Genomic DNA, 17725 nt, shown 5'->3' on the forward strand with positions numbered 1-17725 from the left:
TGATTTCCTGGTAGCGCGCATACGGAACGCCACTGGTCCCAATCACCTGGCCGCGATAGCGTGCATAGTTATGCAGGTCCAGAATGATCTTGATGTTGTGCTTTTGCGCATAACCAAAGGTGCGGTCGATCAGGGCTACATAGGTAGGATCTAGAGGACCGCCCAGCTTGGGTTGCAGACGCTCCCAGATGATGGGGAAGCGGAATGTCTTGATACCCCTGGCGCTCCACTGCTGGAAATAGGATTCCACTGGAAAAATATAGTTGGTGCCATTGATTCCAGGTAGAACATGGGGAGCAAATCCCGCACCGGACAGGTTCAGACTAACCAGATCGACCGGTTCGGCTTGGGCGGCTACCGAGCCAAAGGTAAGACCCACGAGAAGGGGCAGGCTCTTGAAGAATCGCTTAGAAAAATGAATGGACGTGCTCATAATCACCATACTGCTCTGCTAGTGATGGGCTAGGTCTCGCGTCCATGAATACGAGGGGGCTGCCCTAAATAAAAAGTAATGAGGTCTTGGTACTGGGAGATACCAAGAGGCGCATCCTGACGCTTGTGGCCTTGATTACAAGTGACGTGCCAAAACCTTTACATATAAGGAAACATTTAGGATTAAAGTCCTGATAGCTTTGCTAAATACTTGATGGCGCAATGCTTTCAGCAGGAAGACCGTTTATCGGGTTTGATTTTTCAGGTCGAGTAGGCAGTACCTGGTGAAGAAGGGACCCCTTGGGCAGTCAGAAATCTGGCTTTCAGGCGAGACCATTCTGGCGCTTTCGCCTATCCGGCTCGATATTTCTAGAATATTTTCATGATCTATTTTCGCTTTCGTCCAAAAGCAAAAACTTCTTGTCGAGATGCGGGATAATGGCAGCCAATTCGCTTATTCACGTTTCGGTAGTTTTGCATGGAAATCAAGGTCAATTTTCTCGATAACCTTCGGCTTGAGGCTAAGTTCGATGACTTCACGGTCATAGCCGATCAGCCTATCCGCTACAAGGGGGACGGTTCGGCGCCTGGGCCTTTTGATTATTTCCTGGCTTCATCAGCGTTATGTGCTGCGTATTTCGTGAAGCTGTATTGCCAGACACGCAACATCCCTACCGACAACATTCGTCTTTCGCAGAACAATATTGTTGATCCTGAAAACCGTTATCAGCAGATTTTCAAGATTCAGGTCGAGTTGCCTGCCGATATCTCTGACAAAGACCGGCAGGGCATTTTGCGCTCTATCGACCGTTGTACGGTAAAGAAGGTGGTGCAAACCGGCCCGGAATTTGTCATTGAGGAAGTGGATAACCTGGATGCCGATGCCCAGGCGCTGCTGATACCGAGCATGGCCTCTGACACGAGCACCTTTATTGCAGGCAAGGATCTGCCGCTTGAGCAAACTATCGCCAACATGTCGGGGATTCTGGCCGACCTGGGCATGAAGATTGAAATCGCTTCATGGCGAAATATCGTTCCCAACGTGTGGTCGCTGCATATACGCGACGCTCATTCTCCGATGTGCTTTACCAATGGCAAGGGGGCCACCAAGGAAGCCGCGTTGGCGTCAGCCTTGGGCGAGTTTATCGAGCGTCTGAACTGTAACTTCTTCTACAACGATCAGTTCTGGGGTGAAGACATTGCCAATGCAGAGTTCGTGCATTACCCGAACGAACGGTGGTTCAAGCCAGGCCGTAAGGATGCATTGCCAGCTGAAATTCTCGATGCATACTGCCGGGAAATCTACAACCCTGATGGGGAGCTACGCGGCTCGCATCTGTATGACACCAACTCCGGCAATGTCGAGCGTGGCATCTGTTCGCTGCCCTTTGTACGTCAGTCGGACGGCGAGGTGGTGTATTTCCCATCCAATCTGATCGAAAACCTGTACCTGAGCAATGGCATGAGTGCCGGTAACACGCTGGCTGAAGCGCAGGTGCAATGTCTATCTGAAATTTTCGAGCGCGCAGTGAAGCGTGAAATCCTGGAAGGGGAGCTTGCCCTGCCTGACGTACCGCAGGACGTGCTGGCAAAATACCCAGCTATTCTGGCTGGCATCCAAGGACTGGAAGAGCAGGGCTTCCCGGTATTGGTAAAGGATGCATCGCTCGGAGGTGAATTCCCGGTGATGTGCGTCACCTTGATGAATCCACGTACCGGCGGCGTATTCGCCTCGTTTGGCGCGCATCCGAGCTTGGAGGTAGCGCTTGAGCGCAGCCTCACAGAACTGCTTCAAGGGCGCAGTTTCGAAGGTCTCAATGATCTTCCTCAGCCTACGTTTGAAAGCCAGGCCGTGACCGAGCCGAACAACTTCGTTGAGCATTTCATTGATTCCAGCGGTGTGGTGTCGTGGCGTTTCTTCAGTGCCAAGGCGGATTTCGAATTTGTCGAATGGGATTTTTCAGCCGAGGGTGAAAATGCCAATGCTGAGGAAGCCGCGACGCTGTTCGGTATCCTCGAGGATATGGGTAAGGAAGTGTACATGGCGGTATATGAGGACCTGGGGGCAACGGCTTGCCGTATCCTGGTGCCGGGCTATTCGGAGATTTATCCGGTAGAGGATCTGATCTGGGATAACACCAACAAGGCGCTGTCCTTCCGCGCTGATATTCTGAATCTGCACCGTCTGGATGACGCCGCTCTGGAAGCATTGGTTGAGCGCCTGGAAAACTGCGAGCTGGATGATTACACCGATATCACTACCCTGATCGGCATCGAATTTGATGACAACACAGTTTGGGGACAGCTCACGATTCTTGAATTGAAGTTGCTGATCTATCTGGCACTGAAGCAGTTCGAGGAAGCGCATGAACTGGTCGGTGCCTTCCTGCAGTTCAACGACAATACCGTTGAGCGTGGCCTGTTCTATCAGGCTTTGAATGCAGTACTGGAGGTGTCGCTGGACGAGGAACTGGAGCTGGCCGACTATGAAGTCAACTTCCGCAGGATGTTTGGCAATCCGCGCATGGATGCAGTGCTGGGCTCAGTGGATGGAAGCATCCGCTTCTTTGGCCTGACGCCCACCAGCATGAAGCTGGAGGGGCTGGATAGACACCTGCGACTGATCGACAGCTATAAGAAACTGCATACTGCACGTGCCAGGGCCGCTGCCTCTGCCCATTAGCTGTCATTGAAGGCGCGTAGTGGCTAGGGTCGCTCCCAGTGACTATACGCCTGGCGGATGCCAGCAGTGCAATCGCCTGATTACCTGCTATTTGAGTAATCAGGCGCGCTCGCGAGACGGACCTGTTATTGCGTTGGGGCAGAGGAGAACTGACCCTTTGCCCGGCTACGAATGATGGGTCTGCTCTTTAGAGGAGGTACCCAATGGAGGTAATCGTCGTACTTCGGTGATGTAGATCAGGATCAGCGACACCCAAACGATTAATACAGAGGCCAGGGTAGTTTGATGTCATGGAAGGTATTATTATGCACAGGCGCATTTGGAGTGCGCGTTTGACCTGATCATTAAAAGGACTTAGCCATGACCGACATCAATCAGCCTATTCAGCCGGCCCCATCGCAGCAGCCGATAATCAGCAATTCAAATATGGCTGTTATCGTCTATGTTCTGTATATCGTAGGCTTCTTCAACGGCGTCACCGCGCTGATTGGACTCATCCTGGCTTACGCCAATAGAGACGCAGCAGACCCGGTTTCTCGTTCACACTTGGATTATCAGATCCGTACGTTCTGGTGGGGGCTTTTGTGGCTGGTACTGGGGTTTGCTTCAACCCTGCTCATCATTGGATGGTTCGTGTTGCTTGGCTGGGCCATTTGGACGATTTATCGAATCGTGAAAGGACTGACAGCAATCAATAATCGTCGCGGTATTTAAGCGCTGAATTCTGGCTAAACATTTTAGATATTCCCTGGGATAGTAGTGTTTGTCGCTGATATCCCAGGCTGATGTCTAACCATCAGAAACGCAAAACCAGCACATGCATGCACTAAAGCTTACTTATTACTCAGTGTATGCGTTACTGTTTTCCTGCCTTGTCACTATTCCTGATCAAATAACGTCAGAAGATAGGATTCTTGCCTTATCGTCAACAGATATGCTTGTTATTGGCAGGTACGTCTTCAACGAAAAAAACAGGGCAATAAAATGGCATACGAAATTGCCGCTAAAAACACTGTTGTTGACTCTAGCCAAACTACGGGATAAGTAGGGATCAATACACATGAACTGTCGATTAGAGTACGCAATTGAAGCCTCTTGGAACTTCAATTGCGTAATTAGGATCAGGCTTAGAAGGCCTTGGGGTTCTGCCCAAAGCGGTTTTCTACAGAATCTCCCTCGAGGCACATAAGTATTAGAAAGATGATTCCACCTACCGCGGGGACTCCACTGATAAGCACCCACCAACCGCTTCGGTTGGTATCATGAAGGCGTCGGACAGTTACTCCCAGATTTGGAAGAATCATAGCCAGGGTATAGGCACCACATAACCAGAGGCCCCAGCCAATTACTCCATCTACTACGGCTAGTACAATAGTAATGATCAAGCTGAATAGGGCGAACATCCAATATTCTTTCCGCCGAGCACGGCCATAAAACTTAATGTAGTTACTGACTACCGAGAGATACCATTCCATTTCTTACATCTTCCTTATACAAGCCATGCATAAACGCCAGCATCCTAAAAACAATGAAGTTCAGGAAAGGAGTCAGTAAAAGACGAGATGACTGCACAAAGACGCTACTTGCCATGAGAGCAAGCAATGCAAGAGAAATCTTTCCCAGATCATCCATAATCTTTCACAGAAGCCAGTCCATAGCTTCAAGGTGGGCGGTAAGTTTACAGATGAAGTCAACTTGACGCTACAGTAAAAGCGCTATCATTCATTCCAGATAGGTGACCACTGAGTAATAGTTGGAAAATTCGGCTTTTCAATCACTTAGATACGTCGAAGGTATTGAATCAGTGAAGTGCCATGATTAGCGTATCTTTAAGGTTTGGCAACCTGAGCATTGAGATAGCCGCTATTGCTTGGTCAGGTATACCGGCAGGCATGGATTTATCGTACATGCTACCGACTCAACCAGACTAAAAAAGTCAGACAGTTGTGTAATAGTTCTGACAAACCGTTCAGGATGATAACGTGTAAATGTTACCTTTAAAGGTTTACTAGCGTGTGGTTTCATAACCAGATCCTGGCCCTCAAAACGATTACTACATAGTTTGTGGTTGCATTTGATAAATCAGCGTTTGCCTATTGAGTGGGCGCGCATGCATTCCCTCGTGCAAACCTCATTGCCTCAACGTTTAAATCCATTGATACATCGTCAGCATCGACTTCTATCGAACAAAATGTATGGCTGTTCGCTGGGTGCGATGAGTCCTTATACAGTCGTAGCATGCCAAGCTGCTACAAGTCACACAGTAGGGTTATGTCATTGGGTGGGTATCAACACCGCTATAATCGTCGTAACGCTTGAGCGAGATCAAAAACGTTTATCCAGATTTCGATACGTTAGGGGTTCACCTCATACGTTCAGGAGTCTCGGATGGCCAAGAAATTTCCTTTGCAGCCTAAGCATCCGGAGCGCATCTGTTGGGGGTGCGATATGTATTGTCCTGCAAACTCGTTAGCCTGCGGTAATGGCGCCAGCCGTACCATGCATCCGGTTGAGCTGTTTGGTGAGGACTGGGATACGTTCAATGCAACCGGGGGTGAGCAGGCAGAAAGCGAGAACCCCGAACATCAGCTGAAACAGTAGGTCCGACGCGAGCGGGTATCCAATCAACCTATCGTACGTTCGTTTGGCTTAAGCTGTAGTCTCTTCAAATCGGATGAGAGGCTATAAGACGTGTTTACCCTGCGGCATGCCTGGTCAGGTCCCGTTGAGCTGGTGGATGCCAGCGGTACGGGTCACCGATTCGCCAAGCACAGCCATGATGAGTGTGTAATTGGCGTTAATTTGGAAGGCGAGGAGCACATCTGGCTGGATGGCAGGATGTTCAATGCCGGCAAGGGATCCATCACCCTGTATAACCCCGGCCAAATACAAGGCGGTGGGGCCCATGAGGGAGCCTTCTGGCACTACGTAGGGCTTTATGTATCGGCGGACTGGCTGGCCCAAAGCCTTGGGGTCAATAAAGTTGAGTTCGAGCATCCTTTGCTCTATCAGCCAGACATTGCAAACCGCTTTGCCTGCGTGGTGCAAATGGCGTTACAAGGTAGCTCCATGAGCAACCCACACGTTCATCAGGCGTTGGTCCTGTTACTCGCAGAGATCACGGAGCTGAGTGGTGTTGCACTGACCACGCATTCAGCCGAGCCAGAGGTGGTTCTTCGTATTCAGGAGTGTCTTGCCGACTCCTTGGCGCAAATGCCTACTTTGGACGAACTAGCCCTTTTGACCCAGCGATCCAAGTATCAATTGCTGAGAGCATTTCAAAAGGAAACGGGGTTGAGCCCACACCAATGGGCCATGCAGCTGAGAACGCGGCGAGCACGGGGACTGCTGCGGCAGGGTATGCCCGCCACGGATGTTGCTTATACGCTTGGCTTTGCTGATCAGAGCCACTTGAGTCGCCACTTTCGTTCGGCTTATGGAATACCGCCTGGCCAATATCAACGCCTCTACAGGTCCTGCAATCCTGTTCAAGATTATTGAGCAGGGGCAACCCATACTGATCGCCCTTTCTTTTCGAGACGCCTGATATGCTGACAATCTTCCTATCGGCCTTTTTGTTTGGCGCTGCGTTCTGCCTGTCGCCTGGACCTGTCCTGGCTGAAACGTTGCGTCGTGGCTTGTCCAATGGTTTCAGGCCGGCCTTAATGGTTCAGGTAGGATCTTTGTTGGGCGATGCCGTGTGGGCTGTATTAGGGTTGGTAGGGCTGTCAGTCCTGCTGGGCCATGAGCCGATTCGCATACCCCTAACGCTACTCTGTGCGGTTTATCTGGCCTGGCTAGGCGTTCAGAGTCTCAAGGATGCGTGGCGCCTGCCGGTCGGTACAGGTGAATCAGGTCAACCGCAGCAGGGCGCCTTGATGGCGGGTGCTGCCATCTCGTTGACTAATCCAAAAAACATTGTGTATTGGGGTGCGTTGGGAAGCGCCTTGTCGGGTATAACAGGCGACACTCCCAGTATTGCAAACACAGCGATGTTCTTTAGCGGAGTCATGAGTGCCTCCATTTTGTGCTGCTTTCTGACGGCAGCGCTTGTTGAGGGATTCCGGCGTGCCAGCTCGCCAAACTGGCATAGAGCCAGCCATGCCCTGTGCGGAATCCTGTTGCTCATCATGGCTGGGCTCGCTCTGCATGGTCTCTGAGTGCGATCTTATACATGCGCTATAAAAGACAGGTAACCGTTTTGATAAAGGTAACGGCCAATCATTACAAAGCAGATGGCTACGATGAGAGGCCTGATCAGTCGGGCACCGCCACCGATAACGGCCAGTGAGCCCAGATAGGCACCCGCAAGCTGTCCGACTGCCATGATGCCACCTACCAGCCAAAGTACCTTGCCGCCCACGATGAAGATTGCAAGGGATGCAAGGTTGCTCGCCAGGTTAAGGGACTTGGCAGTTGCCGTAGCGGTAATAAGGTCGCGGCCCCGTAAGGCTACCTCGCTGAGTGAAAAGAACGAGCCCGTGCCAGGGCCGAAAAAACCGTCGTAAAACCCGATAAGGGGGACAACCAGGAGACGGTGCAGCCGCTCCCCCATGCGCGGCTTGCGCTCAACAGTACCTGCGCCTGGCGCAAGCAGAAAGTACAACGCAATACCACCCAATATGAAAGGCACCAGGACTTCAAGAGCGGAGGCATCCACACGCTGAATAACCACGGCGCCCACGGCTGCACCAATAAAGGAGGTCAAGAAGGGCTTTTTGACACCTGCCCAGGCGATCTTGCGTTTACGAAGCAGGGTCAGTGTGGCGATTAGCGCCCCAAAGGTGCTCTGGAGTTTATTGGTTGCAATGGCTTGTACCGGTGGGATCTGAGCCAGCATCAGGGTAGGCACGGTAAGCAGCCCGCCGCCACCTGCCAGCGTATCGATAAAGCCTGCCGCAAAGGCAACCAGCCCGAGTAATAGCAGAAAGGTGGGATCCAACACTACATCCATTTCAACATCCTTTGATGACGCGAGACGGATACGATAGAGCAATGCCGGGTTTTGTGTTGCAATGTGGTATTGCAGAAATCGCAACAAGGAAGGCGGTATGTCACTGGCCCAGTTATGGGAGCTACAAGCCTTTTGCGCAGTAGTGGATCGCCATAGTTTCGTGAGTGCGGCGCGCCTGCTGGGACGCTCTCCCAGTACAGTGACGCGGGCCATACAGAGCCTTGAGGCACAGCTGGGGCATGAGCTTTTGCAGCGCTCACAAAAGCAGGTCCGATTGACCGAGGCGGGGGAGGCGTATTATGGCTACGCCAGGCAGATGCTGTCGCTGCAGGCCGAGGCAGAGGAATCACTCTCGGTACAGGGTACGTTGGCGCAAGGGTGGATTCGCTGCTCCGCCCCTGAAAGCCTGATGATGGATTTCTTGCCCAGCGTCATGGCGGAGTTTGGGCGGCGGAACCCCCAGATCAGCATCGATATACAGGTAAGCGATGCGGCGCATGATCCCATTGCAGACAAACTGGATTTTGCTATTCGTGGTGGCTTTGCCTATCCCAGCGAGCTGATCGGCGCGCCATTGTGGAGCTATCGGCGTTACCTCTATGCAAGTCCGGCGTATCTCGCCATACGTGGCGTGCCTGAAGCGCCCGAGGCGCTTGTCGAGCATGACCTGCTGATGCATACCTCCCCAAGAATCCTCAAGGATTGGTATTTCAGGCAGGGCGATGCTCAGGTCCGTTACAAGGCCCAGCCCCGTTACCGTCTCAGTTCAGGCGTAGCGTTATATAACGCTGCTGTCCAAGGTCTTGGTATCTGCCGGCTGGCAGACTGGCTTGCAGAACCGGCGGTGCAGGCGGGACGTTTAGTCCGGGTATGCAGCCATTATCGATTGACCTCCTCAACCGGGCATGACCCACAGATACATGCCGTTTATGCCAGTACCCAGCTGCCCCAGCGAGTGCGCGCCTTTCTGGAGGCAATCAAAAGCGCCGCGCGTGAACGTTACGCCTGAAGCGGTTGAGTCGTTGGTGCGACAGGCCCAATCACCCAGCAGAGGTACAGATGCTTGTAACCGTTTATGGTGTCGTCTTGTTCGCGGCGGCCTTGCATGCCACTTGGAATGCAATCGTCAAAAGTGGAAGCGACAAGATTCTTATCACAGCAGTGATTACCGCTGCAGCGGCATTGATAGCAGCCTTGATCCTACCATTTGTACCTCCGCCGGCAGCGCCCAGCTGGGGTTTCATTGGAGCATCTGCTGTACTGCAGGTGGTGTATTACAACCTGGTGGCACAGACTTATCGCGTCGCTGAAATGAACCTGGCATACCCGTTGATGCGGGGAACGGCGCCGCTGCTGGTAGCGGTCATCAGCACGGTGGGATTAGGCGAGCATCTGAGCACGACGGCCTGGGTGGGTATCGGCACGCTTTGTCTGGGTATCTTATTGATGGCGCGCCAACGTGCATCCAGGCGCGGGGCAGGGATTGGTCTGGCGCTACTTAACGCCCTGGTTATTGCTACTTACACATTGGTAGACGGGGCGGGCGTCAGAATGTCGGGTGCACCGCTGGCGTATACCCTATGGATTTTTCTTCTGACAGGCGCGGTTATGACGGCCTGGATGCTTTGGCGCAATGCCCATGCCTTCGTATCATTTTTCCGCGTTCAATGGCTGGTGGGACTGGTAGGGGGAGCTGGAACATTGGCGTCTTATGGCCTGGCGCTTTGGGCGATGACCCTGGCGCCTGTGGCCGTTATCGCTGCCTTGCGAGAGACCTCGATTATATTTGCGGCGCTCATCTCCGTGCTTGTTCTGAAAGAGCGCATGAGTCGGGGTCGAATTGCGGCGGTATGTGTCATGGCTATAGGGGCAATGATTCTGCGTCTGGCTTGACTAGTCAGGTGGCAAGCCAGATGCCAGCAAGTCTCGCCGATATTTGACGAAGCCGCGCTTGCTGTCACCCTTGAAGCCTGCCCGCTCGAAGAAGGCGTGGGCCTGAGTCCGGTGGGCTGAACTCAATAACATGATCTTGGAGCAGTCCTTGTCGATACAGCGTTGCTCGATGGCCCTGATCAGCTGCCTGCCGACGCCCGTTCCGCGTTGCGCCTCGTCAACGATTACATTCTCTACCACCGCAAACGGTTGAAAACCAAACATTGCATCCTTGCAGAAGATCAGCAACGCGCTGGCGATAACGGTGCCGCCATATTCGGCCACTAAAAGCTCATGGACAGGATCATGCTGAAGCTCCTCCAGACGAGCCGGAAGCACAGTAATGAACGCACTGTCCACAAGTTGGCTGTATAGCCGTTGGAGGTAGCCGGCATCGTCAGGTTGTGCACGTCGAACGGTTAACATGCGTGGACGATCTCTGTTGTGGTGCGTTGGCAGACTTTTATCTGTGGCTTTACCGAGGGATATCTCCGGTTGGCCGAAGCATCTTGTACATCGGTATACAGTCCAGCGTAAGACCACGAGGCGAGTGGTAGGTGGATACCTTTTCACCTATGAAACCACATTTTCGATAGAACGGCGCCGCGTTCAGGGTAGCGTCCAGGTGAAGGTAGTCCAGGTCTGCCTGAACGGCAAGCGTTTCGAGATGCTCCAGCATCTGGCGCGCAGCCCCTTGTCTCATGCAGTGGGGTAATACAAAGATTGCGTCGATCTTGCCGGATGTTAGGTCAACCATACCTGTTCCGATGATGCGCTCATCCGAGACCAGGACATGGAAATGGTCCTCGACATCATTTTCATAGCTTTGCGTAAAGGTGCCACTGGTCCAGATCCGGATCTGCTCGTCACTGTAGGACGATGGGCATTGATGACGAATGGCCTCACAGCGGACTGTCCAGGTGTCCGCCGTGTCTGCGCGGTTTGCCTTGCGAATGTGAAACACGTTATGACCCCTCTGATTGAGCAGCCGGACGGACTCATTCCCTGGCACCACGAGGCGCTATTTGCTGCGTGCAGAGAGGGTACATCCAGGAGGACGCACAGAGCCACAACAGCACACCTGCGCTGGCGACCAGAGCCAGTATTTTAAACGCTTCAGCATAGCCGTAACGGGCTGCGAAAAATCCGCCCAGGCTGGTACTCAAGGCAGCACCGATGCCCTGTACTGTCATGACGGCAGCAAGGCCGGTGTTGAATCGCCCGGAACCATCCAGAATGCGGGCTACCAACCCCGGTACGGCTACGCCCAGCAAGCCCGCACCAATACCGTCGAGCAACTGGACAGGGATCAGAACCCAGGGTGCCTGGATGAATGAGGCCAGCAGGCCGCGAAGAGGCAAGGCCAACAGTGCCAGTATAAACACGATGTAATAGCCCTTGGTCTGGGCCAATCTGGCCGCCAGCAGTGCCATGACGATCATGGTGGCCTGAGCCACGATTACCGTAGCCGCGGTATAGGCACTGGGGTCGCCAGCGGTGCCGCGCGCTACCATTGCCTGGCCCAGCAGCGGGAGCATTGCCGCATTGCCAAGGTGAAAGAGCAGCACTGTAACTGCCACGGTTAGAAGGGGGCGGTTGCGGAAAAGGGCTGACCAGGAAAGCTTTTTCGCATGATCCGGCGAGCCAGCGCGGGCTGCCTCGTGATCAATCTGGTCAGCCCGTATCCTTGCTAGCATGCACAAGGCGGCTAGTGTCAGAATGCCCATCAGGACGAATACAGCGCCCAGACCAAACCAGTAGCCGAATACGCCAGCGCCGATTGCAGCAAAGGCATTACCACCATGGTTGAACGCTTCATTTCGACCTAGCTGATGGTCGAACCCCCGTGTTCCTACAAGGCCTAGGGTAAGTCCTGCAATGGCGGGTGGAATAGCGGCACCGGCGATACCGGCAACCATCTGCGCGATGCTGGTAAAGAGAAAAGTAGGTAGAAAATAATTGAGGGCGCAGGCCACAAGAATGCACAAGGCAGCCCATGCAACAATACCGCGCTTGGCCTGTAGTGCGTCCACCAGCATTCCCAGCGGTGTGGTCAGGAGCAAACCGGCTAACCCGCCTAGTGTCATGACCAGTCCTATTCGGTCCGCGGTCCAGCCCTGTTGCTGAAGAAAGATTCCAAGGAATGGGCCAAGCCCGTCACGAACATCCGCAAGAAAGAAGTTCAGGCCGTTCAAGAACGCAGTGGGCGCCATGTGGATGCATGCCTCTTATGTCCATTGGGCAACGACTATTCATCCTGATTTAAAACATTTTGCAACCTTTAAGGAAGAATTAAGCCAGCCCCGTTAGCGTGATCACATCAAAAGCTGCATTGAGGATGCATCACATGAGATCACCTATATCTATCTGGACAACTTGGGTCCTGGCTTTTGCTGACGACACGCGGAAAACCCGGCAGCAGCTGCGTTAACGCCGTTCTGAACGATATACAGCCACTGATCTCCAGACTGTCACCAAGGGAGTCGTTTCATGATTGCTCGGATTTCGAGAACGCTGACCTGGATGCACAAGGTTTTTTCCTACGTCGGCTGGCCGCTGTTCTGGTTGTTTATCTGGGATGTCATCGTTACGGCCGATTCGATGTTGCTGATGAACAATCGGCTAAACCTGCCTCTTATGCCACTGACGCTGCTCTGTTCAGCGCTGGTCGTCCTGATCAGCTTTCGCAATACAAGCGCCTATAACCGTTGGTGGGAAGCACGTACCTTGTGGGGCGCCATGGTTAACAGTTCACGGAGTTTTGGTCGCCAGGTACTGACCTTGATCGATGATCAAGACGACAGGCGTAATCCAATCAAAGCGCTGCTGTTTCGCCGACACGTGGCCTACCTCAAGGCGCTTTCCGCTCACCTCAAAGGCCAAGCTTGCCCAGCGGATGTCGCGACGCTACTACCTGCCGATGAGTTTGCCCGCCGACATGACACCAATAACTTTCCCAACGATATCCTGAACGCCTCCGCAGCGATTGTGGCGCAGGAGTACCAGGCGGGTAGGTTGGACAGCATACGTCTGGCCCGTATGGAATCTACCCTCGTGGAAATTTCGAACCATCAGGGTGGAATGGAGCGTATTGCCAACACGCCATTGCCCTTTCCCTATGTGTATTTCCCGCGGCTGTTCATTTCGCTGTTCTGCCTGATCGTTCCGGTTGGCCTAGTGTCGTCTATGGGGTGGTATACGCCACTGGTTTCTACCGTCGTAGGCTTCATGCTGCTGGCGATCGAGCGGATCGGGACCGATCTGCAAACCCCGTTTGCCAATAGCCAGCACCAGATCCAGATGAACTCGCTGTGCAGCAATATCGAAAAGAACCTGGCCTCCATGTTCAAAGAGCCTTCGCGGCTGGAGTTCGGCTTTATGCCGCGGCGACTCAGCTATCAACCTAGCGCCACCGTTGCGTAGTCGCCAACAGCCCGCCGTGGTCCCTTGGGCGGCACAGTCACCTATCGAGATGCATGTTCTGTTCGAAAGTCTCAAATAGCCATGCATCTCAAAGGTTCGATAACAGGAATTAATACCAGAAGGCTCAAAAGCGGTTCGTTTACATCCTTTGGATCGATTTTATATTTAGCCTTTTCCTTGAAGAATCGACCGGCGTCTTGGTGATGCACTCGCAGGTGGAAGCCATGCACAAGGTTCATCTACCGCAGGGCAATACCGCGTTACGGATAGCCAGGAACACGCCATTCTTCAGCACGCCAACCGGTGCTGATCTGGTCGATTAACCGGGTCGCCAGGTAGTGACCCCTACGGATACAAGGAAAGGAAATCGTATGTCCCGCTTGAAACCACTCGCTGCTGCCATCCTGCTGGCCTTCGCCATGCCCTCATGGGCTGAAATGAATACTGCCAACGTTATGCAGGACGGAGAAAACAACACGGCAACCCTTGAGCAGGCTGGTACCGCTATCAATAGCCAGGCCTCTATCAGTCAGCTGGGAAGCAGTCATATCGGGGTTATCCAACAGCAACAGGTCAATAACGGTCAGGTATCAATTACTCAGGAGGGTTCTGCCAACGAAGGGCAGATCTACCAGGGGGGCGGCGGCCAAGATAACAGTGTGGCGCTTGAGCAGCGGGGCGATTCGAACCTGGCTACCCTGAATCAGGGTAGCGGAATAGCGCAAGTCGCTGATTTGCGAGCCACCCAGGAAGGAACAGGCAATACTATGCACGTAACCCAAAACGGGTTTGATACGGTGCTCGGTGTTACTTCTCGTGGCAATAACAACTGGGTCGAAGCTGTGCAGTACGGCGGCACCACATCAGGCAGTGTTACGCAGGAAGGCGATAACAATACGGCTTACTTCAGACAGTCAGGCGGTGGTGGTGCTGGCATTAGCCAATATGGCAATGGCAACAGCGCTTCGCTGGAACAGTCCACGCGTGAGTTTGCCAACGGTGGGATATCCCAGTCGGGTGATAACAATTTTGCCTCTGTCAGACAAAGCAATATGTTTGGCGGTCTGGGTGTCTCACAAGAAGGCTCGAATAACGAGCTTTATGTCGTGCAAGGGACACGAGGCTCCAACCTTTCTGGCTCCACCGTTGGCAATGATAACGACGTTGAAATCAACCAGTACAGTGACACCAGCACTATTAACTACAGCCAAACCGGGGACCTGAATATCGCCCAGATCGATCAGGTGGGATATCAGACACAAAACTCAGTGTCGCTTACCCAGAACGGCATCGCCAACCAGGCGCTGATTACTCAGGGTGGCGATACCTTCTATGGCAACACTGCAGGCATTACGCAAACAGGTACGGCGAACCGCGCAACAATTACCCAGCAGTAACGTTTAACCATGAAAATAAACACCGCGCTGAACGTCTCTCGACGGCAGCGCGGTGTTTATCATGGACTTACTGCTTTTGAATGAAGCCCTGGATGATATCCAGTGACACGTCGTTCACACCTTGCATGCCCTTCACCTTGCTCAGGGCTGACTGAGCAGCGTCTACCGAACTGTAATGGATGACGCCCATGCCTGCCGCCGAAGAGGCTTGTACCATCGTACCGCCAGTAGCTTTTGCAACCCGCTCGATAACAGCCGCATCCTGTACAAATACCTTCAGGCGCGGAGGCACCAGCACGGCTTGCCCAGAGGTCAGGTTCACTGCGACGCCCATCTCGCTCGGACCTGAGGCAGTGCTGGCTGCCGCCGCGGATTGCGATTTGAGCTGAGCCTGATTACCCTGCGGCAGCCTGATCGCATAAGGCCCTATCTGTCCCACCACATTGCTGTCTGCCTGTAGCATCTGCTGGCGGCTCTGGCTTTGCGTGGTTGACGGCGTTTGAGCAGAGGCAGTGGAGTCGATACGCTGAGCCGTTGCGTTGGGCACGAGGCGAAACGGGGTGTTTCCGACATTGAAGCTGGCCCCGGTTGCCGCCTGCTGAAGGCGCGCCGCGTCTGTGGTCTGCGCCTGTACCAGAGGTGTTGCAGCCAGGGTAACGGTTAAGAAGAATAAAGTGGCTATTTTCATGATCAGTGCCCCACCACGCGAAGTTTGAAGTCTTGCAGCTTGGCGGCATTACCCCCCGCATCAACCACATCCGTTAACGAAAGCGTCCAGTCACCCGTCGCCGGCTCATCCAGAAACGCGTTGCTCGCCGCCAGTGAAACGGTGAACCCGGTCCCGGACGTAACATCCGATAGCGTCGAGAAAGGTGTCATGACATAGCTTTTGGTACCGCTTGGCGAGGTTAGAACGGCCTTCAGGTTTGATGGCTTCATATGGCTGGTCTGGAAGCTGAGCTGTACCGCCTCAACCTTGATGCTCTGATTGATCCGCACGCGCAATGTTGCCGGAGCATTCACACCGCCAATCGGGCTGGCAGGATCACTGGAGGCTTTCCACTGCGTATCTTTCATCGCCGGCAGTAGCTTGAAGCTCATGGCTTTATTGACGGCCGCGGTTGCATCCACCAATCCAAACCCATACCAGTTGCTGAAGTGATGGCCTGCCGCGTTGGTAATCCATCCCGGCTCGATCACTGTGCCGCCGTAGCTCACTACGGGCTGATAAGGATCAAGCGGCCGCGCGGTGCTGGCTAGGATATATTTCACGTCGCGCTGGGTCAGCTTGGGATTAGCGCCCAACATCAGGCTAGCCACACCCGACACCGTGGGCGCGGCAGAAGAAGTACCATTCATGCGTCCCCAGTAATTGCAGGAGTTGTCGATAGGCGACTGACTGCCTTCCAAGGCATTAGAAACAGTATTCGCGGTATTGGCTCCTCGGGAACAGCCCATCAGATCAGTGGTTACGATGGCAGGGGAATAGTAGGTCGGCCTGATCGCTTCCCGTACATTGGTAAGGTCCGGGTTATAGGCCCTCTGATTGCCAAATTCGCCACCAAAGCCTGAGATCCACACTGACGATCCGGCTGTGGAGTAGGACGAGCGGAGCCCTCGAGCATTCACGGCGGCGGCGGTAATAATCGTGATCAGGTTGTTGTTGGGATCAACCGTTGAAGACGCGCAAGTCACATTTAGCTCGGCTGCCTTTTCAGAACAGATATTGACTCGGCCAAACGCAGTATAGGTAAAGAACTCCTTGAAGGAGTTGCCGGCCGATTTGACATAAATTCCGCCCTTGCCATTACGCGTGGACTGCATCAAACGTTCCCAGGCGGCCTGCTCGCTGGTAGAGAATGCAGGATAGTAAGGTGTACTGCTGCCCCAACTGTTATTGAAAACGGCCACATCCTTGGATTCGTTGCCGCTGCCCCAGGCGTACAGAATGTTTGCATCCTGGCTCGCCGGGTCTGCATCGCTGGCCAGGAAGTTAAAGCCCTTCAGCTTTGCCTCGGGTGCGATGCCTCGTCCTCCTTTTCCGTTCCATCCCATTTCGGCAATGATGCCTGCCACCGAGGTGCCGTGTTCATCGGTATCGACACTCGGCGTCGGATCGTTTGATCCGTTTACGAAGTTCTTCGAGCCATTTGGCACGACGTTACCTGACAGGTCTTCATGACGTATTTCCAAGCCATCATCCACCACCCCGACAATGACGTTCTTCCCTCGTATACCCAGCTCATGCAATACACCCATCCGCAGATCCACGCCGGCAAGTGGCGTGACATCACCGATTACCTTTTGCCCTCTATTGCGTAAATGCCACTGGTAAATGAACAGTGGGTCGCTGCCATTCTGAACATTTTGCGCGGCTTGTGACGATGCAGTGTCTTCGGCAGCGTATGCAATACCGCAGACTCCCCCTGCAAAAAGCGAAACTAATAAAAAAACAGGTTGTTTGGATGAGAGCATTATTCCGGTCCTTCGCTTTATCTAGAGATTTAGCCAGGCAGGATTAACGATACGCCCAGATTCGTTTTTCCTGATACGAATATAGAATTAACGTCTCGTTTTTTAAATCAGGTGTATTGACGGTTTGCTTGAGGTATTTCTTTAAATGCCACTCTTGTGATATTGAATTGAGATTCAAAATGAAAAGTTGTGATGGCATGAGTGCATGTTATGTTGTTTATAAGTTATTGATATATAATGTATTTATAATTTTATTGGCTCTCTTGTATGAATGGATCAGCATAACGCACGGCAAGAAAATCCGATAAACGGCATTAATTCTTTTCAATGTTTTTGACTTGGTTTGGATTATATCCAGATGACTGAGTGGTCATTTAATGAATAAACAATAAATTGAAAGGGCGACAAACAAGGCAGCGTGTAATGTTC

At 53.0% G+C, this 17725-nt stretch carries 17 protein-coding genes; 9 read left to right on the forward strand and 8 right to left on the reverse strand.

The annotated features are described in order from the left end of the window. The coding region (locus QWJ10_RS09580) for a cellulase family glycosylhydrolase (RefSeq protein WP_289925838.1) at positions 1-433 on the reverse strand (433 nt) is incomplete at its 3' end. A gap of 477 nt (positions 434-910) precedes the next feature. Here QWJ10_RS09580 and QWJ10_RS09585 point away from each other — a divergent pair. Together QWJ10_RS09585 and QWJ10_RS09590 are read left to right on the forward strand one after the other, a co-directional pair. Continuing rightward, entirely contained in the window at positions 911-3115 is a 2205-nt protein-coding gene (locus QWJ10_RS09585) for an OsmC domain/YcaO domain-containing protein (RefSeq protein WP_289925840.1), read from the forward strand. A gap of 360 nt (positions 3116-3475) precedes the next feature. Then, positions 3476-3829 (forward strand): hypothetical protein, encoded by a 354-nt coding sequence (locus QWJ10_RS09590; RefSeq protein WP_019366385.1) that lies wholly within the window; start codon positions 3476-3478, stop codon positions 3827-3829. A gap of 413 nt (positions 3830-4242) precedes the next feature. On the opposite strand, the gene QWJ10_RS09595 is transcribed toward QWJ10_RS09590, so the two are convergent. Beyond that, positions 4243-4590: a DUF805 domain-containing protein gene (locus QWJ10_RS09595; protein ID WP_289925842.1), complete on the reverse strand. Its 348-nt coding sequence runs from the start codon at positions 4588-4590 to the stop codon at positions 4243-4245. 913 nt (positions 4591-5503) lie between these two features. On the opposite strand from QWJ10_RS09595, the gene QWJ10_RS09600 reads away from it, so the two are divergent. From QWJ10_RS09600 to QWJ10_RS09610, 3 genes are all read left to right on the forward strand, one after another. Further along, entirely contained in the window at positions 5504-5716 is a 213-nt protein-coding gene (locus QWJ10_RS09600; RefSeq protein ID WP_074825628.1) for a DUF3079 domain-containing protein, read from the forward strand. Between the two features lie 90 nt (positions 5717-5806). Further along, complete coding sequence (locus QWJ10_RS09605; RefSeq protein WP_289925848.1) at positions 5807-6616, forward strand: AraC family transcriptional regulator; 810 nt, start codon at positions 5807-5809, stop codon at positions 6614-6616. 47 nt (positions 6617-6663) lie between these two features. Next, positions 6664-7275 carry a LysE family transporter gene (locus tag QWJ10_RS09610; protein WP_010798575.1) on the forward strand — a complete coding sequence of 204 codons (612 nt, stop codon included), beginning with the start codon at positions 6664-6666 and terminating at the stop codon, positions 7273-7275. Positions 7276-7283: 8 nt separating this feature from the next. Here the strand turns inward: QWJ10_RS09610 and QWJ10_RS09615 are convergent, their stop codons facing one another. Beyond that, positions 7284-8069 (reverse strand): TSUP family transporter, encoded by a 786-nt coding sequence (locus tag QWJ10_RS09615; protein ID WP_289925856.1) that lies wholly within the window; start codon positions 8067-8069, stop codon positions 7284-7286. Positions 8070-8166: 97 nt separating this feature from the next. On the opposite strand from QWJ10_RS09615, the gene QWJ10_RS09620 reads away from it, so the two are divergent. Together QWJ10_RS09620 and QWJ10_RS09625 are read left to right on the forward strand one after the other, a co-directional pair. Beyond that, positions 8167-9078, forward strand: coding sequence for a LysR family transcriptional regulator (locus QWJ10_RS09620; RefSeq protein ID WP_289925858.1), 912 nt, complete (start codon positions 8167-8169; stop codon positions 9076-9078). A 50-nt stretch (positions 9079-9128) separates the two neighbouring features. Next, a complete protein-coding gene (locus QWJ10_RS09625; RefSeq protein ID WP_289925860.1) occupies positions 9129-9962 on the forward strand; it encodes a DMT family transporter in 834 nt (277 codons plus the stop codon). Here the strand turns inward: QWJ10_RS09625 and QWJ10_RS09630 are convergent, their stop codons facing one another. From QWJ10_RS09630 to QWJ10_RS09640, 3 genes are read right to left on the reverse strand one after another with little or no spacing between them, the layout of a single operon-like run. Then, positions 9963-10427 (reverse strand): GNAT family N-acetyltransferase, encoded by a 465-nt coding sequence (locus tag QWJ10_RS09630; protein ID WP_125889297.1) that lies wholly within the window; start codon positions 10425-10427, stop codon positions 9963-9965. A 49-nt stretch (positions 10428-10476) separates the two neighbouring features. Continuing rightward, positions 10477-10965 (reverse strand): GNAT family N-acetyltransferase, encoded by a 489-nt coding sequence (locus QWJ10_RS09635; RefSeq protein WP_289925864.1) that lies wholly within the window; start codon positions 10963-10965, stop codon positions 10477-10479. A 34-nt stretch (positions 10966-10999) separates the two neighbouring features. Further along, on the reverse strand, positions 11000-12214 hold the full coding sequence (locus QWJ10_RS09640) for an MFS transporter (protein ID WP_289925866.1): 1215 nt from the start codon (positions 12212-12214) through the stop codon (positions 11000-11002). Between the two features lie 277 nt (positions 12215-12491). On the opposite strand from QWJ10_RS09640, the gene QWJ10_RS09645 reads away from it, so the two are divergent. Next, entirely contained in the window at positions 12492-13424 is a 933-nt protein-coding gene (locus QWJ10_RS09645) for a bestrophin (RefSeq protein ID WP_150346405.1), read from the forward strand. A 371-nt stretch (positions 13425-13795) separates the two neighbouring features. After that, positions 13796-14821, forward strand: coding sequence for a hypothetical protein (locus tag QWJ10_RS09650; RefSeq protein ID WP_289925872.1), 1026 nt, complete (start codon positions 13796-13798; stop codon positions 14819-14821). A 67-nt stretch (positions 14822-14888) separates the two neighbouring features. On the opposite strand, the gene QWJ10_RS09655 is transcribed toward QWJ10_RS09650, so the two are convergent. Continuing rightward, entirely contained in the window at positions 14889-15509 is a 621-nt protein-coding gene (locus tag QWJ10_RS09655; protein ID WP_289925874.1) for a hypothetical protein, read from the reverse strand. 2 nt (positions 15510-15511) lie between these two features. Then, on the reverse strand, positions 15512-17296 hold the full coding sequence (locus QWJ10_RS09660) for a S8 family serine peptidase (protein WP_289925876.1): 1785 nt from the start codon (positions 17294-17296) through the stop codon (positions 15512-15514). Between the last annotated feature and the right edge of the window lie 429 nt (positions 17297-17725).

Origin of the sequence: Pseudomonas sp. WAC2 (genome assembly GCF_030403525.1) — a bacterium.
GTDB lineage: Bacteria > Pseudomonadota > Gammaproteobacteria > Pseudomonadales > Pseudomonadaceae > Chryseomonas > Chryseomonas luteola.

Bases quoted from the DNA above. Each gene is read 5' to 3' on its own strand.
- QWJ10_RS09585 (WP_289925840.1), top strand. From the start codon at position 911: ATGGAAATCAAGGTCAATTTTCTCGATAACCTTCGGCTTGAGGCTAAG.
- QWJ10_RS09590 (WP_019366385.1), top strand. From the start codon at position 3,476: ATGACCGACATCAATCAGCCTATTCAGCCGGCCCCATCGCAGCAGCCG.
- QWJ10_RS09595 (WP_289925842.1), bottom strand. From the start codon at position 4,590: ATGGAATGGTATCTCTCGGTAGTCAGTAACTACATTAAGTTTTATGGC.
- QWJ10_RS09600 (WP_074825628.1), top strand. From the start codon at position 5,504: ATGGCCAAGAAATTTCCTTTGCAGCCTAAGCATCCGGAGCGCATCTGT.
- QWJ10_RS09610 (WP_010798575.1), top strand. From the start codon at position 6,664: ATGCTGACAATCTTCCTATCGGCCTTTTTGTTTGGCGCTGCGTTCTGC.
- QWJ10_RS09615 (WP_289925856.1), bottom strand. From the start codon at position 8,069: ATGGATGTAGTGTTGGATCCCACCTTTCTGCTATTACTCGGGCTGGTT.
- QWJ10_RS09620 (WP_289925858.1), top strand. From the start codon at position 8,167: ATGTCACTGGCCCAGTTATGGGAGCTACAAGCCTTTTGCGCAGTAGTG.
- QWJ10_RS09625 (WP_289925860.1), top strand. From the start codon at position 9,129: ATGCTTGTAACCGTTTATGGTGTCGTCTTGTTCGCGGCGGCCTTGCAT.
- QWJ10_RS09630 (WP_125889297.1), bottom strand. From the start codon at position 10,427: ATGTTAACCGTTCGACGTGCACAACCTGACGATGCCGGCTACCTCCAA.
- QWJ10_RS09640 (WP_289925866.1), bottom strand. From the start codon at position 12,214: ATGGCGCCCACTGCGTTCTTGAACGGCCTGAACTTCTTTCTTGCGGAT.
- QWJ10_RS09645 (WP_150346405.1), top strand. From the start codon at position 12,492: ATGATTGCTCGGATTTCGAGAACGCTGACCTGGATGCACAAGGTTTTT.
- QWJ10_RS09650 (WP_289925872.1), top strand. From the start codon at position 13,796: ATGTCCCGCTTGAAACCACTCGCTGCTGCCATCCTGCTGGCCTTCGCC.
- QWJ10_RS09655 (WP_289925874.1), bottom strand. From the start codon at position 15,509: ATGAAAATAGCCACTTTATTCTTCTTAACCGTTACCCTGGCTGCAACA.
- QWJ10_RS09660 (WP_289925876.1), bottom strand. From the start codon at position 17,296: ATGCTCTCATCCAAACAACCTGTTTTTTTATTAGTTTCGCTTTTTGCA.